This window comes from Bradyrhizobium sp. CCBAU 25360 (genome assembly GCF_028128695.1).
GTDB classification, from domain to species: Bacteria; Pseudomonadota; Alphaproteobacteria; order Rhizobiales; family Xanthobacteraceae; genus Bradyrhizobium; species Bradyrhizobium ottawaense.
This window is the reverse complement of the sequence record NZ_LBJA01000042.1, coordinates 353,165-370,177: the sequence shown is the minus strand read 5'-3', so window position 1 is coordinate 370,177 and position 17,013 is coordinate 353,165. Positions and strand designations below refer to the sequence as shown.

The 17,013-nt window shown below is 65.9% G+C and carries 1 protein-coding gene; it reads right to left on the bottom strand.

All coding sequences use genetic code 11. The annotated features are described in order from the left end of the window. Positions 1-3: 3 nt before the first annotated feature. Positions 4-16,998: a leukotoxin LktA family filamentous adhesin gene (locus XH81_RS25790; RefSeq protein ID WP_271596408.1), complete on the bottom strand. Its 16,995-nt coding sequence runs from the start codon at positions 16,996-16,998 to the stop codon at positions 4-6. Positions 16,999-17,013 lie beyond the last annotated feature (15 nt).

Here is a 17,013-nt window from a genome sequence, read left to right as displayed (position 1 = left end):
CAATTACCATGCCTGTGCGAGACGGCCAACGGCCGGCTTTTCCGTTTCAACCGCCGCATCCTTCCAGCCCGGACGTCCCGCACGCTGCCCCTTCTGGCGCAGCTTGCGCATGTCGCTGAGCCCTTCGACGTTAACGGCGGGGCCGGAGCCGACGGCCTCGACCGGCCGTGGCGTCAGCAGCGCGTCGAGCCGCGCCTGGCCGGAGAGACCGAGCAGGTAGAAGGTCCCCCCATCCTTCTTCGCGAGCCAGGTCTCGATGCTCTCTTTGCCCTCGCCGTCGACCGAGATGTTGCGCGCCATGCTGGCACCGGTGAAGACATTGCAGCAGCTGTGGGTCGGGCCGTAATTGGTGACGGTCGCCGAGACGTCGCCGGTGTAGAACACCACATAGGCATTGCCGACATTGGCGTTGCCGGTCTGGCTCATCGTGAACACGCCGCCCGGCTGGTAGAGCTGCAGCGACGGCCAGCTGGACGGCGCCGGCGTACGGTTGTTCAGGAGTATCTGCTGGGTCGCTGTGGTGAGCATGAGCTGGCCCGGCACGTAGCCGTTCAGGATCGAGACGGCCGGCGCATCGGTCCAGAAGTTTGCGTCCACCACCCTGAACTGGTTGACGATGATGTGGTCGGGGTCGATCGAGATGTTGGCGGACTTCGCAACGCCGCCGTTGTAGCCGGTGACGTTCAGGATCAGCGGGACCGCCGGGTTCGAACGGATCTGCTCGCCCTTGACGTTGATCGTGTCGGCCGCGAGGTCGAGCTCCCGCACGACGCTGACCCAGTTGATCGTCAAATCACCCGACGAGGTCATCTTGACGACGTCGCCGCTGATCCGGTCGAGCGAGACCGGTCCGACCACATCGAAATGCGTGTCGCCGTGGGCGGAGATCGATCCGCCGCGGAGCGAGCCCGTGTCGGACTTGATGTTGAGATCGCCGGCATCGCCCGGGATCCCCGTCGTGGTGAGCTGGCTGAAGACGACGTCGTTCACGGCATGCAGGGTCTGCGTGCCGCCGCTGATGGCGGTGCCGACGATGATCCCTCCGGTCGTCGCGGTGACGTCGAGTGCGCCGCCAACGTTGAGATTATCCCAATGAACGACCGTGCCGCTGAGGACTGCATTGCCGGCGGTGGCCGTGAGGTTATGCCCGGTGTTCGCACCCGCCGCGATCAGTCTCGCCGAGCCGTGGGCCGAGACCGAGCCCAGCGTCGGCACGCCGCCTGAAATCACGGTCTGCGCGAGGATGAAACCGGTGTCCGCGTTGACGTTGATGCTGCCGGCATCGCCGTTGATGCCCGTCGCCGTCAACGCGTTGAAGGTGACGTTGTCATGGGCGTGGATGGTCTGCGTGCCGCCGCTCTGCGCGGTCTGGAAGGTGATGCTGCCCTGCCCCGCGGTCGCGCCCAGCGTCGTCCCGACATTGAGGACGTTCCAGTTGATCGGGCCGGCGGCAGTCAGCAGGCCCGAGCCCGTCGAAGCCGAGAGCGTGTTGCCGCTGATGGTCGTGGCCGCAACGAGGCTCGCGGAGCCATGGGCCGAAACCGAGCCCATCGTGGTCGCACCGCCCGAGGTCACCGTCTGCGCCAGGATGAAGCCAGTGTCGGCGGTGACGTTGATGCTGCCGGCATCGCCGTTGATGCCGGTCGCCGTCAGCGCGTTGAAGGTGACGTTGTCATGGGCGTGGATGGTCTGCGTGCCGCCGCTCTGCGCGGTCTGGAAGGTGATGCCACCCTGGCTCGCCGTCGCACCCAGTGTCGTGCCGACGTTGAGGACGTTCCAGTTGATTGGGCCGGTTGCCGTCAGCAGCCCCGAGCCGGTCGTGGCGGCGAGCGTGTTGCCGCTGATGGTCGTGGCCGCAACGAGGCTCGCCGAGCCATGGGCCGAAACCGAGCCCAGCGTGGTCACACCGCCCGACGTCACCGTCTGGGCCAGGATGAAGCCGGTGTCGGCGGTGACGTTGATGTTGCCGACGTCGCCGCTATTGCCGGTGGCCGCGAGCGACTTGAACGTCACATTCTGGGTCGCGTGGACCGTCTGCGAACCGCTGCTGTCGGCGGTGCCGATGAGGATGCTGCCATTGTTCGCGACGGCGCGGAAAGATCCGCTCGCGCCGGTCGCCGTGCCCGCCAGCACCTGGTCGAGCCTCAGTCCGCCGGTGCCGATGATGTCCACACTGCCCTTCACCGCGGACAGCAGGCTCACCTCGGTGTCAGCGAGAACCTTGACGTAGATATCGCCGGCGCTCGCGCTCGCAGACAGCCGCGCGGCACTCAAGGTAAGCCGCCCGGTCGCACTGCCGATGCCGTTCGATGCGCTCAGCGAGAGCTCGGCGCCCGCGCCGGAGGCGATGAACTTGGTCTGGCCGTCGCCATTGTCGATGATCGCGCCGAGCGAGGCGACGCCGCCGGCGGTGACGATGATCGACGGGGCGTTCGAGGCGGCAGCGTAGGACTGCGAGGAATTCAGCTGGCCGATCGTCGCATCGCCCGTGGTGGTCACCGAGATCAACCCGGGCGCGTTGATGGCCGAATAGGCGCCCATCGATAGCGTCGCAGCAACCAGCGTCACGCCGCCCGTGCTGCTGGTCGCAACCACCGGCGCCGCACTGGTGCCGGCCGCGAAGGTCATGCCGCGATTGGCGAGCAGCTGCATCAGGCCGTCGCTGGTGATGCCAGTATTGATGGTGAGCGCGCCGCGCGCCACGTTCAGCGTCAACGCGCCGCCGGCCGTCAGCGCCCTATAGGGGCCGCTGGTGCCGACCGCGAGATCGCCGGTGACCGCGAGGATGCTGAGATCGCCGACCGCCGAGCCGGTCACCGCGCCGGAGATGTTCACCTGCAGCGGCTGGAAGGCCCCGCCGTTGAAGCCGATGCTGCCGCCGGCGCGCAGGTCGAGGTCGGTGCCAAGGATGTGGATCGCGGAGCGGTCCGTGAAATCGGCCTCGGCGTAGATGCTGCCGGTCGCGGCGAGCTGGATCGCATTGCCGGCGGCGATGTTGCCGAGGATGAGATCGCCGGTGGTCTGCTTCACATAGATGCCCTGCGCCGACGAGACCTGGTCGAGCTGGTCGTTGCCCGGATCGGCAAACGCGATCTGAAGCGCGTTGGCGTTGGTCGCGGGATTGCTTCCGGCAGCGCCCGGCGCGCCGACATTGCCATGCTCTGCGATCAGGGTCAGGTTGGCGATATCGCCCGAGATCACGGCCCCGCCCACATTGGCGGAGATGCTGGTCACGGCGTCGAGCTTGACGTCGCCGCGGCCGGTCACCTCGATGCCGTTGGTCTGCGCGGCCGTGACCGGGCCGTAATTGGCGGTGACGCCGCCGAGCGCGAGGCTGTTTTTGCTGCCGAGATAGACGTTGGTCAGTGCCTTGGCCGAGATCGCGATCGGGTTGTCGACGACGACGAGGTTCTGCTGCGACAGGCTGACCGTATAGGTCGTGACATGGGTCGTCGGATCCGTGACCGCGCCGACGGTGAGCTGGCCGGGGCCGGCGGTGGCCAGCAAGCCCCTCTGCTCCGGCGTCAGCGACGAGGAATCGACGCTGGTGAAGGCGAAGGTCTGGGGCGCCGCCGAATTGCCGACCGAGCCGCGCGGCGCGTAGAGCATGATCTGGTTGGCGCTGACATTGGCGATGACGTTCTCGTCGATCGGCGGCGGTGCCGCACCGACGGCCGACGACGACACCGTGTAGGCCAGCTGGCTCTGGGTCCACTGCGAGCCCGCGGTGATGATGCTGTAGACCCGCTCGGTCGATGCGAGCGTGTAGCTGTAGTTTGCATTGTAAGCGCCAAGCGCCGTTTGCAACGCCGTGTTGCTCGGCATCCGCTGGCTGGTGGTCGCCACGCCGTCGAACAGCTTGGTGAACAGGGTCGCCGACAGCGAGCTGCCGAACACGGTCCCCAGCGGATCCGCGGGAGCGGCACCGAGCAATGTCGTCAGCGAGGTCTTGAGCTCGTCGGTGGTGATCTTGCCGAGCAGGAACTGATCCCTCAGGAACCGCGTCGTGGCCTCGGTCTTCATCTGCGTCGCGGTGACGTCGGCAGGGTCGATGCCGAGCTTGGCCGCCACCTGCGCCCGCAGCACCGTCTGCCCCACCGAGGTCGGGTTGTAGGTGCTGCCGTTCGTAAAGGCGATGTTCTTGAGCTGGAAATAGTCGTTGTAGGCCGACGTCACCATCGACTGATAGCTGTTGACGGCGTTGGTGGCGGCGTTGCCACTGACAAGGTCGAGGCTGGCCTGGACGTCCTGAAGATGCTGGCTCTGTGCCTGGGTCAGGCCGACCGCCGCCCGGCCGTTCAGGATGTTGGCCTGGTTGCCGTCGGAGCCGGCGGCCTCCAGGAACACCGGGCCACCGGTCGACTGGATCGTGCCTAGGCGGAGGTCGCCCTTGGACTGAATGATGTAGGTGCCGGTGGCCGAGGCGCTGTCGAGCACGCAGCCATCCACGCTGCCGCCCGCCTGAACCGTCCCCGTCGCCTGGATCACCAGCGGATTGATGTTGGTCAGGGTGGACGCGCCGTTGACCACCGCGCTCGTCGCGCCGATGGCACCGGAGGCGGAGTTGATCTCGATGTTCTTGCCGATCACGACGGGATTGGCGGGGTTGTAGGCGGAGGCCGAGTTGATGTCGCCGGTCGCCGACAGGAACACGTTGCCCTGCGGCGTGGCGCCTGCCGAATTCACCTTCACCTGGTTGATCGACAGCGCGCCGATGGCCGAAATCGCGATGTCGCGGTCGATCGAGCTGGCGGTCAGGCTGCCACCATAGATCTGCACCTGGACGGGCGTCCTGTTGGCGCCGAGCGTGCCGATGCCGCCGTCACCCCGAAGCGTCACGCTCGTACCCGAGATCACCGGGTTGTTGGCATTGGCGCCGACCGTGATGGACGAGTTGGCGCCGGTGGCGGCCAGCGTCGTCGTTCCCTGCTGGTTGTTGATCGACCCGTTGATGACGATGCCTGAGGTCGAATTGACCACGACGTCGCTGCTACTGCCACCGGTGAACTTGATGTTGATCGGGTTCGACGCCTTGACCGTGTTGGTCAGCGAGAGCGTCAAATGATCATAGATCGCCTGGTACCAGTTGTACTGGGCATCTGCGCCGCAGCACGCGTTGGAGTGGGTGTTGAGTCCAACGGGGCTCCCGTCCGGGTTCGTGCCCCCCGCCCAGTGATAGCTGCCGGTGGCGGTCGTGACCTTCTGGTAGTTGGTGCTCTGCGTGCCTGAAACCAGGCTGGTCGAGCGGGTCCAGCTCTCGCCGGTGGTCTGATTGGGCGTGAAGCTCCAGCCGTAGTCGAACTGCGTGCTGGTGGGTAGACGATCCAGCGTCGCGGTGTCGACCCATTGATAGAGCATGTTCTCCTTCGTCGCGTACTGGATACCCGCCGTACCGGTCCTCGCTGCAAGCATCGACGGGTCGATCGCGGCCGCAGTGACACTGTTGGTCTCGTACCGCGACACCTGCTGGCTGCTTGCAGCCTTGGGATCGTAGACCCACCACGTCGTCTTCCCCTTGAGCTGGTCGACGATCTCGACCACGCTCTGGGCAGTGACGCTGGTATTGATGGTGTTGGTGACGAGCTGGAGCCCGCTGGTGTTGTTGACGGTGACCGTGCCGGCACCGCCTTTGATCTCGATGTTACCCTGGGTCTGGGTGCTGTCGGTCGAGGTCGAGATGATCTTGCCGTTGAGGTAGACGTAGCCGCCGGCGCCCTGCGCCACGCCATTCAGGATGAGCTGGTCGGTGAGAGCGTTGTACCTGACCCCGATCTTGGCGTCGCCGCTGGCCGACGCCGTCACGGAGCCCGAGATATCGTAATAGACGCCGTTGCGCGCATTGGCCTGGGCCGCGGCAAAGTCCGCGCCGCCGTTGCGGTTCTTGAGGCCGTTGCTGCCATAGATGGCATCGTACGCCGCGGCGCCGATGTCGACCGAGTAATTGCTGCTCGAGCCGGCCTGGATGGTGCCGTTGATGTTGATCACCGACGCCGAGATGATGACCGCCTGGCCGCTGATGGTCCGGGAGGCTGTCGCGGTGGCCGGCGAATTGGCGGTCTTCGGCGTGATCGCATCCGGCTGGATGTTGATCACCTGGAAGAAGCCCGAGCTGTCGCAGGCTGACGCACAGTTGAACGGCGTCTTGTACGGACCGCTATCGGTGTAAACGTTGCGGCCGTCATAAGTCGTTTTCTTCCACTGCGCGAGCACGACATTGGTCGAGTCCTGCGACTGCCCCTCGATGATCTTGAGGGTCGCGATGTCAGGCACGCTGCCGGCATCGGGAGTGCTGGTGTTCCCAGGCGTACCCCTGCCCACCGGCAGGAAGATCGATGAATAGAGCGAGGTGCCGTCGTAATACGTCATCAGCATGCGCGCGGTGAAGATCGTGCTGGCGTCGGCGTTGCCGACGGGTTGATACACGCCGTGGCTGCCGTCGGTGCAGCAGTAATAGAAATAGGGGTGATCGGTTCCCGAAGCGATATGCGGAGCGGTATAGTAGTCGCCGTAGGCGCCGAGATAGGTCGCCGCCGTCATCACCGCGGTCAGCGTGTCTTCCGGCCTGTTTTCAGTGGTGGCCCATTGCGAGGTGACCGCGCTGCCGCTGTCGTAGAAGCTCCCGATACCGCCGAGGAAGGTGAAGGTGCCTTTTGGCACCACGATCTGGACGGTCGCGGCACTGAGCGACTGCGATGCGACGACGCTGCCGAGATTGTTGATGATCTTGAGCAGGCCGTTCGCGTTGTTGACGGCGCCATTGAAATAGATGTCGGGCGTGCGGGTCAGCACGTTGCCGTTCTGGTCAATGCCTTGACCGGAGTCAGGATCCAGGCGGTTATAGGTGGCCGAGATGTCGATGACCGGTGTTGCGCTCGGCATCGCGGTGAAGGTCACATTGGAGTGCGAATCCGGGTCGACATGGTCGATCTGGCGGTAGGTGATGTTGCCTCCGCTCACGTCGGTGACCGTGAGGTTGCCGAGGCTCATGAAGTCGAGGCCCTTGTTCTCGATCTTGATCAAGGGCGAGCTGCGCGCAATCACCGCAGGCGCGGCCGGGTTCGTGCCGCTGTTTCCGGTCAGCTTCTGCGCCAGGATCGAGACGTTGCCGGCGGACACCATGATGTCGCTGAAAGCGAAGGCATTGCCGGGCGCGTCGGAGGTGAACGGCGCCTGCTTGATCAGCGTATCGATCTGGCGCTGGATGTCGCCGGTCGAATCGGTGCCGGATGGCAACATCGTCGCGGGCGCCGTCGGCGTCGCCGCCGCGAGCTGGGAGCGGACTTGCGCCTCGGTCAGGCCGGTCAGCGACGCCAGCTGATTGACCACCAGCTGGTAGGGATTGAAGTTGCCGACGACGGTGTACTGGACCGTCTGGTGGTTCCAGCTCATCACCGGGCTGAAGTGATTGACGTCGGAAACGGACTCGAGGGTCAGCGCAGAGTAAGGGCTGGTCGTGCTCAGGGTCGGCGTGCTCGCGCCGAGCTCGATCGTGATGGTCACATCGTTGTTGATGCCCGCCACCACCAGGCCATTGAGCGCGACATCGCCGGATCCGCTGGTGTGGCTGTGATTGTCGCTGTTCTTTGCGCTGAAGATGTCCAGATACGGATTGTAATTGCTGCCGTTGCCGGCCGCCGTGACCTGCCCCTGCGTTGCGCCCAGATAGATATTCCGCGCGCCGAGGATGCTCGAGGTCGGGGCCAGCGTCAGGCTCGTGCTGTCGTCGGCATTGGCCGTGCCGCGGTACAGCGTGGAGATCGGAATGGCGGTGTTGTTGTAGACGACCGTCGTCGCCGTCGCCTGCACGCTGCTGAAAACGAGGCCATCGCCGGACAGGCCGGCATACATGGTGATGTCACGCCAGGCCATGATCTTCGCGCCGGCGCCGACATTGACGGACTGGTTGGCGTGAACCCAGCTGTTGGCGCTGGCGCCGACGCCAGCGATCGCGCCATAGAGGCTGGCATTGGCGTTGGTCGCCGCCGCCATCTTCGCGGCCGTGCCAATATAGATCTTGCCGGCGCTGAACAGCTCGCGGGCGTTGATGTTGACCGCGAGCGTGGCGTTCGCCGTCATGTTGGATTCGGCGCCGCCGCCGGCGAAGAAGCTGGCGGTGGCGAGGCTCGCGGTGTCGTTGGTGTTCAGCGTGTTGTAGGCCTCGATGTTGATCACGGCCGTCGAGGTCCTGGGATCGTCGTTGAGGCTCAGCACCGTGCCGGCGCCGATATTGGTGGTGACGTTCTGCGTCACAAAGGACTCGCTGAGCGCGGCCGCCCCTGAGAACGAGCCGCCGGAACCCGAACGCGCGCCGCCGCCACCCTGGTTGACGATGTCGTTGGCGATCACGACCATGTCGCCGGCCGCCGAATTGATGATCAGATGCGTCCCGATCTCGGCCGTGGTGGTGGAGTCGACGTCGTTCCGCGCCTTGCCGGCGGACACACCGGCCGTGGACGCCTGATAGGCATCGCCGCTCGCCGCGTAATTCGTGGTGTGCTTGGCATTGATGCGGAGACCGCCGAAATAGAGCGTGTCATCAGCCGTGCCGCCGTCGAAGCGCGCGTTGGTCACGGCGGTCGAGCTGGTCGTGGCGACCGCGGCCGCGCCGGCATAGGTGCCGCCCGCGCCGACCGTCGCGTTGGAGACGTTGGCATCCGTGCCGGTGGCCGTGATCCGCAGGATACCGGTGTAATTGCTGTGATTCAGATTATCCATATCGGCAGGCGCACCCAGATAGGCGTAGGTATGCGCGCTGGACGAGGTCTGCGCGACGGTGGCGCCGAGCGCCAGGAATCCGGTCGAAAGGCCCGTCGCCTCGGCGTATTGGGCACTGTCGTTTTCGGCCGCGATGGTCACGTCGGCGTTAGGCAACGTAATCCCCGTCCCGCCATAGGCGCTCACGGTCGCGTTTTCCGACGCCTTGGCGTAGCTGCCCTGTGCCCCGATCAGCGAGCCGCCGCCGCCGGCGAGCGCCTTGGCCCATGTCGTCGTGCCGCTGGTCGGAACCAGCGCCATGGCGGTCACCGCAAGCGCACCACCCGAGAAGCTCGTGTTGTCGCCAACATCGGCAGTGACCGTGGCGCCGACCGTGGACTGGGCGATGGCGACGCCGACCGCGGCGCCGCCGACCGAAACGCCGATCGCCTCGCTCGATAGATTGGGCGTCATCGAGGCCGACACCAGTGTGCCGACGCCGGTCGCGGATGTCGTGATCGAGGCACTGCTGCCGATCTCCGCCAGCACGGACGAGTTCTCGTGCGCCTCCGCATCCGCACCGACGCCCGCGACGATACCGCCGCCGAGCGCGGTGGCCGTCGTCGTCAGCGTGCCGGCACCGCTTGCGCCAACTGCCAGAGTCGCGACGTTGACGGTGGAGCCGTTCAGAACCCTCGCGGCGACCGAACTCGCTCGGCTTGCCGTTGCGACCGAAGCACCGGCCGCCACGGCACCGCCGGTGACGCCGCCGGTGAAGACGACCTGGGTCGTCGAATCCTGCGCCATGACGGCGGCGCCATTGCCGGTGCCGCCCGTGCCGGTGATCTGGCCGCCGAGCATGGCCACCACGGAGTTGCTGACATTGCCGACCGCGACAGCCGCCTGGGCGCCAAAGTAAAGCGCCGCGCCGCCGGCGATGGCCTCGGTGTCGACGGTCTTGCCGGCATAAGGCCCGGTAGTCGCGTCCTTGACGACCGCCGCAACGGTGACAATCGGCGCCGAGACCGCCAAAGGCGTATCGGCGGCCACCAGCACGCCGGAGCCGTTGCGTCCGTAGTCACTCAGATTGGCGAGCACGGTGCTGTTGACGCTGGTGTAGCCGATGCCCGCACCGATGCCGACATTCTTGGCAAAGCCGGCGCCGAGCAGATACATCTTGGCCGCGTTGGCGCTGGTGGCGGCGACGTTGACCTGCGTGCCCGTGACGTTGCCGCCCGCGATCTGCGCGACGACGACGTCGTTGCCGCCGCTCAGCACGTTGCTGACGTCGTAGGTCGAGCTGACATTAGCACTGTTCGGATCGCCGGCCGTGCCGCTGGCGACGGCGTTGCTACCGTGGGTGTTGCTGGTGCCACTGTTGACCGACGCGATGGTGCCGGTGCCGCCCTGATTGAGCTGACCGGTCTGCTGGCCCTGGGTGTCGGCATCGGCGGTGTTGGTGCCGATGATGATGACGCCGACGGTCGCGCCGATGCCGACGCTGCCGCCGATGCCGGCGGTGACCGCGTAGGACAGCACCTCCTTGGTGCTGAGCGCATTGACGTTGATCGCGCCTGACGAGTTCAGATTGCTGTTCCAGCTCTCGGCAACGGTCCGGCTCTTGAACACGATGGCGTTGGCTGCGGCGCCGACGCCGACGCCTCCCCCGCTGGCGCCGACCGCAAGTGCGCCTGCGATCTCCTTGATCGCCACGTCTTCGTTGGCGTTGATCGTCACCGCGCCGGCCGTACCGCCCGTCACCCCATGCAGCGTGGTGTCGTAGACGCCGGCGATGGTGGTGTTGTTGGCGACCTCAATGTTGGCCATGCCGGCGATAGCCGCCGTCCCGGTCGAGAGCGCGCCGCCGATCGCATAGGCCTCGAAACGGTTCTTGGTCTTGGCCTCGACGTCGAGCGCGCCGCTCAGATTGAGCGCGGTGGTGTGTGCGGCACCATTGCCCTGATAGCGGAACTCGTCACCGACATAGGCCAGCGTCCGGTTCGAGGAGACCTGGACCAGGAACGCCGCGCCAATCGCGGCCTGGCTGCCATAGGCGCCGGAGCCGTTCGCGGAGAAGATACCGGTGTTGTTGTTGGCGTTCACCGTCAGTGACGAAGCCGTCAGCGCGCCGCCGTCAACATAGGCTTCCGTGGTTGCCTGGAAGACGTTGAGCCCGACCGAGCCGGTGTTGAAACCGATCGCGATCGACGACGCATCCTGCTCCGCATTGGCCTTCACAGTGACGGCGCCGACCGTCTCGCTCGACGACTGCACGCCGCCGACTGTGGCATTCGTGATATAGGCCAAGGTCTCGCGCGACATCGTCGTCGAGATGATCGTCGCGCCACCGCCGCCACTGCTGCCGTAAGCGATGCCGGCGCCGAACGCGCCGGAATAGGAGAAGCTCGACGCGGCGACCTCGATCTGCGGCTTGAGCGTCGAGGAGGTCAGGCGCGTGTCGATGGCCGCGCTGTCGATATAGGCTCGCGTCGCCCCGCTCATCACATTGGTGATGGGGTTGATCATGATCGCGATGCTGGAACTCGCGGCAAGCGAGGCGACGTTGGTCACGACGGCCTGGTGCGAGCTCGCGACCACGGCAAGGCCGCGCACGGTGTCCTGGTTCTCGGAGAGGTCGGGCGTGGTGTCGGTCGGCGCATGGGCGGTGCCGAGATCGAACGCGTGGACGAGCGTGCCGTTGTTGACCGACAGCGTATCGGACGAACTGGTTCCGAGCGCATCGACTTTGGTGTTGGCACCACTGATATAGGCTGCGGTGGTTCCGGTGATCTGGTTGGTCACCAGCGAACCCGCGCCGCCGGCCGCCCCCTTGCTGATCGACAAGGCACCGGCGAACACCGCCGCCTTGTCGTTGTTGCCGGCGATCACGCCGACATTGTTGGTGGCCGTGACGTCAGCGCCGTTGATGCCGTTGGTGCCGGCCGCGGTGATGCTGGCCGTGACATTGGTCCCCATCAGATTGGTGGCGACCGAACCGGCCAGACCGACCTGCGAGGACATCGCGACACCGACGGCGACCGTCGAGATGCTGGCATTCGAGTTCGCACCGGCGGCAACGCTGCCCGAGGCCGTCAGCTTGGAGCCGGTGACGCCGGCGCTGACGTTGTTGGCGATGCTGCTGTAGACCAGCGCCAGACCTGCGGCGCTGCCTTGCGACGCGGCGCTCGCGATCGCGGCGGTTCCGGTGATACTGGAATTGTCGGTCGCACTGACGGAGATGTTGCGGGCCGTGACGGACGATTGCGTCGTGCTGGACAGATTGTTGCCGATGGTCGCCGAGACGGTATTGGCGATCGAGCTGATCGTCGTGCCGCCGACGCCTGCAAACTGTCCGGTCGCCAGACCGAGGCCGATCGTGACCGATTGGATCTTCGAGGAATCGACCGCGCTCACGCTGACATTGCTGCTCGCCGTCATCAGGACGTTGGCGATATAGGCCGAATGCGTGGTTGCGATGGTGTCGTAGATGATCGAGGCGCCGACATTGTTCTTGCCGGCCTGGATGAGGCCCGCAACGGAGATGATGCTGGCGCCCGGACCATTCCCCGTGCCGTCGTTAAGCGCCGCCGCGCCGAAGTCGATGCAGTTCTGCCCGCCCGTGCCGCCGGCGACCGTGCAGGTGTCCGTGGCGAGATGATTGTTGTTCGACTTCTTGACGAGGTTGCCGAGCGCTGTGTCCAGCGCCGACACGGCGCCGCTGTCCGCCAGCACCGTCACGCGCCCGACGTTGATGCTCACCGTCGCGCCGCTGTTGATGTAGGCCGTCGTGGTGGGCGAGATCTCGCTGACGACGATCGCGCCGGCAAGCCCGTTGGACCCCGCCCCGCCCGAGGCCGCGCCGGCCGCGATCACGCTGGCGCTGTCGGCCAGCACCAGCAGGGTGTCGTAGTTCGAGATCGAGGTGCTGCGGATATGCGCATCGGTCGCGTTGCCGCCGGTGGGATCGGCGATCGAAGCATAGGTCAGCCCGATGCCGACGCCAGCCTGGCCACCCGAGATATAGAGCGAGCCGCCACCGATCGCGATGTTCGTGGTCTGGTAGGCGTCGACCTCGAGCGCGCGGTTGACGCCGGAGGATTGGCCCGTGATCGTCGAACTCTCGATGTAGGCGTTGGCGCTGTCGGTGATGATGCCGACCGAGGCCGACAGCGACGCCGCATTGGATTTAGAGCCCGCCACGCCGAGGGCGACGACGGTCTCCGAGCCGCCATTGAGCGCCTGCACCGTCACCGAACTCTGGTTGTTCATGGTGGTGCCGTAGATATAGGCGAGCGTCGCGTTGTTCGACATCGCCGCCGCGATCGCACCGCCGATCGCGGCCCCCGTGGCGGACCCTCCGGCCAGATTGAGCGCCGCAGAGCCGGAACCATTGTTGAGCATGGTGTCGTTGAGCGCCTGAACGATCGTGTTGGTCACCACCGCACCGGTCGTGGTGTACTTGTTGACCGTCGTGTTCCTGATATAGGCGCTGGTAACCAGCGAGACGTCGCTCACTGACGAGCTGCCGGCGAGATCGAGGCTGAAGCCGCTGGTGCTAGATCCCGAGGTCGAACCGATCTTGCCCGCCGCCGTCGTCACGCCGGCGGCGCCTCCGGTCGAGGCGGCGCCGGCAGCGCCTGCCTTGTCGGAGAAACTCGACGACGCCGGGTCGGAGACGGCTGCCGCGACGGCGGCAGCGGTGATGCGCCCCGAAGTGGTCGCGCTGAGTGTCAGATTGTCGACATTGACCGCCCCGCTTCCGCCGCTGGTGCCGGCGAACGGATCGTTGGCGCTGAACACGCCGGGCCGTATGTCGGAATGGTTGTCGCCGATATAGGCGGAGGTGTCGGTATTTGCGCCGAGATAGGCGACCGACAAGCCGACCGCCGAACCGCCGCTCCCGTTATAGCTCATCGCGCCGGACAGCGTCACGACCGACAAATCCTGCTGCGCCAGGATGCCGACGGTCGGTGCATAGACGGTCGCCTGGCTCGAGATCGACGCGTGCGTCGTGTTGTTCAGGAAACCGAGCGAAGTGATGCCGTTCAGCGCCAGCGTGCCGGCAGCCTTGCCGGACGACGGTGCGACGGCGACGAACTGGTCGGAAGTGATCGCGTTGACGGCGATGTCGTCCGCCGCACGCAGCGTCGCACGGTCCGAAACGCCGGCGATGGTATTGGTGTTGAACTGGACGAGATTGAGCGCTCCGCCGACCGAGGAGCCGCCCGAGGTGTTGCCGAACAGGAAGCCGAGCGTGCCGACATTGCCGGCGGCGTCGATCGACGCCGTGGTCGTGGTGGCCGCGATCTGGAGGCTGGCGTTGTAGGTATGGACGTCGCCATTGTCCATCCCGACCGACCAGCCGGTGCCACTGCCGCAGGCCGCGGTCGCGCAGGTTGCCGTCAGGCTCGCGCTGCCGGCCACCCACGCCGTGGTGTTGTTGTTCACGACGAAATGGTTCAGCGAGCCGGCGATGCCGATCGTGTCGCCGGCGTCCGCCGTGGCATTGGCGTAGCTGGTCAGGATGTTGCCGCCGACGCCGAGATTGCCGTTGAGGTGGCTCAGCACCGCGCCCAAACCATCCCACTTCAGCCAGGAAATGGTGATCGGCAGTTCGGTGGTGGCATCGACGGCGATGTTCGCCGCGTTGATCAGCGTGCCATTGCCGACATAGGCGTTCGAATTATGCGTGAAATTGCCCCAGGCGACGGCCGCGCTGATCGCGGTGCTCTCGCCGGACACCGGGTCCTTCGTGATCGCGCTGGACGTCGCATTGCTGCGAACGCCGCGATCAATGACATTGCTGGCAACGGCAACGTTGCCGCTGGCATAGATGCTCGGCGCGCCGCCGCTCGGATTCTGCGCGATCGCAGCGGTCGCGCTCTGGGTGCTGTTGGCCAGCGACAGCGCGCCTGCGACCTTGAAATCGAAGCTCAACGGCACCAGCGATCCCATGTGGTCCCTGATGATCGACGTCGGCGAGGTGACGGCGCGCAGTCCTCGTTCGATCGCCGCGATCAGTGCCGGCAGGCCGGCGATGGACGAAGCCATCGTGGAATTGAGCGTGGTGTCGGACGTCGCTTCGACCAGGACGGAGCCGTTCATCCGGTTGGCGGTATCGGTTCCGAGCGATGCGCCGAGCGTCGCGGTCGCGGACGTCGTGATGTCGCTGATGGCGAACGCGCCGCCGACAGCACCGCTCGCCCCCGTTCCGGGCGCCGCAACCGACGTTGCGCTGGTCGAGAACGAGTTGTTGTTGATCGCGCGCACCTTCAGGGTGCTGCCGCTCGTGTTCACCGTGCCGGCAGCAATATGCGCGCCGGTCTCGACGTTGGCGGTCGTCGTCACCGAGCCCTTGGAATAGGCCACCGTCGGGACGATCTGCGCGCTCGTCGATGCCGCGAGGGCAGAGACGGCGATGGTCGCATCGTTGAGCGCCTTGATCTCGAGGTTGCCGCCGGCGTTGATCGTCGCGCCCGAGGCGATGTTGGTGGGCACGTTGCCATCGATCTTACCGACGACCACACCGGCCGCGACCGGCGTGAGACTGCCGAGCAAGGTGGATGCGACCGCCGGATCCGACGCGGTCTCGGTGGCATGTGCGGAAATGGTGACGTCGCCGCGGCCGTTGATGTCGGCATGGCTGTTGATGTTGATCGTCGCGGTCGCGCTGGCCGCGACATAGCCGCCATTGAGCCCGAGCAGCGAGGCGGCGAGCGTCGAGCCGACGAGCGCGAGATCACCGACCGCAGAACCGTTCAGGAAACTCGACACGGCGGTCGAGGTCGCGGTGATCGAGACGGTACCACCGGTAATCTTGCCGTCGACCGTGATCGCCGTCGCGGCTGTGGCCTGACCGGACAGCTTGATGTCGCTCGCCGTTGCCCGCAACGTCACATTGCCGTCGGCGTAGGTGGTTCCGCCGAAATTGACCGACTGCGCCAGGATCTGCGCGCCATTCATGATCTCGATGTTCGGCGCGTCGATGATGACGTTGTTGGCGTTACCGGTCGAATGGCCGGAGCCATCGAGACGACGGGCGTCGATCATCGCATGCGCGGCGAGCGTGATGGAATGATCCGCCTGGATGAGGTAGTCGGCACCGGCGCTGAGCCCGGCGAGCGCAGCCGCGACGGAGCTGTTCGACAGCGTCACGCCGATATCGCCCTGGGCGGCATCGCCGACGACCAGGTCGGTCGGATCGATCAGCAGCGTGCCGGCCTTGCCGTTGGCCGCGCTGAGATTGACCTTGATGCCCTGGCCGATGTCGATGACGCCGTTCGCGCTGAAATCGACCAGACCTGCATTACCGGTCTTCGCGCTGGCGTTGAACCTGGCCCCGCCCGTCACGGTCAGATTCTGCGCTGCCTTCAGACGGATCTCGCCGGCATCGCCGGTCTTGCTGGCAATGTTCAGCCTGGCGTTCTTGCCGATATCGATGTTGTTGCCGGCCTGCACCGTGATGTTGCTCGGCGTCGAGGTCTTGCTGTGCGCGGTCAGGCGGCCGTTGACGCGAGCGTTGTTGACCGCGCCGATATGGATCGAACCGTTGCTGACGGTGATCGTGCTGGCGCTGCGCAGGCCCTTGGAATTGACGGATGCCGCGAACTTGGCGGCGTGATCGAGATTGGCGATGTCGCGCTGGGTCGCGCCGCCGACGAAGACGTTCTGCCCGGTCAGGCGCACGCCGTCCTGGGCATTGACCCGGCCGTAGATGCGGATGTTGCCGTCCGGCGAGACCGGGAACGAGCCCGCCATGAGATTGCCGACGGCCGTGCCGTTGATCGCGCCGCCGGGACCGATCAGGCTGTCGGTGAACTCCCGTGTCGGAGTCGAGACATTGAGGCTGCCGACATTGACCACGCCGCTGCGGCCGACCACGAACCCCTTGGGGTCGGCGAAATAGACGTTACCGCCGATTGAGCCGTTCATGTAGGAGTTCAGCGTGCCGTTGACGTAGACCGGCGCGTCGCGAACGATGTTGACGAGATTTCGCGTCCCCGTCGGCAGTTGCAGGTTGACCGTATTGCCCTGCCCGACCCTGAACTGCGAGAAGGAGTTGAAGGCGTTGTTGCCCGAGACCGTCGACGTCGTGACGTTGGTGACGCTGCCGGAGGTCTGAAGGCTGGTCCCGGTCCGGCCGTCGGGAACGATGACGTTCGCCGTCTGGGCCTGAAGGCGGACGCTGTACACCGGCAGGAAGACCATCTGCATCGCGCAGAGCAGCGACATCGAGCGGAACCGCGCCAGCCGGCGCAGCGTCGTCCGCTCGTCATCGTTTCGCGCCGCAGATGGTCCGCGCATGTCAGATCCTCGTCA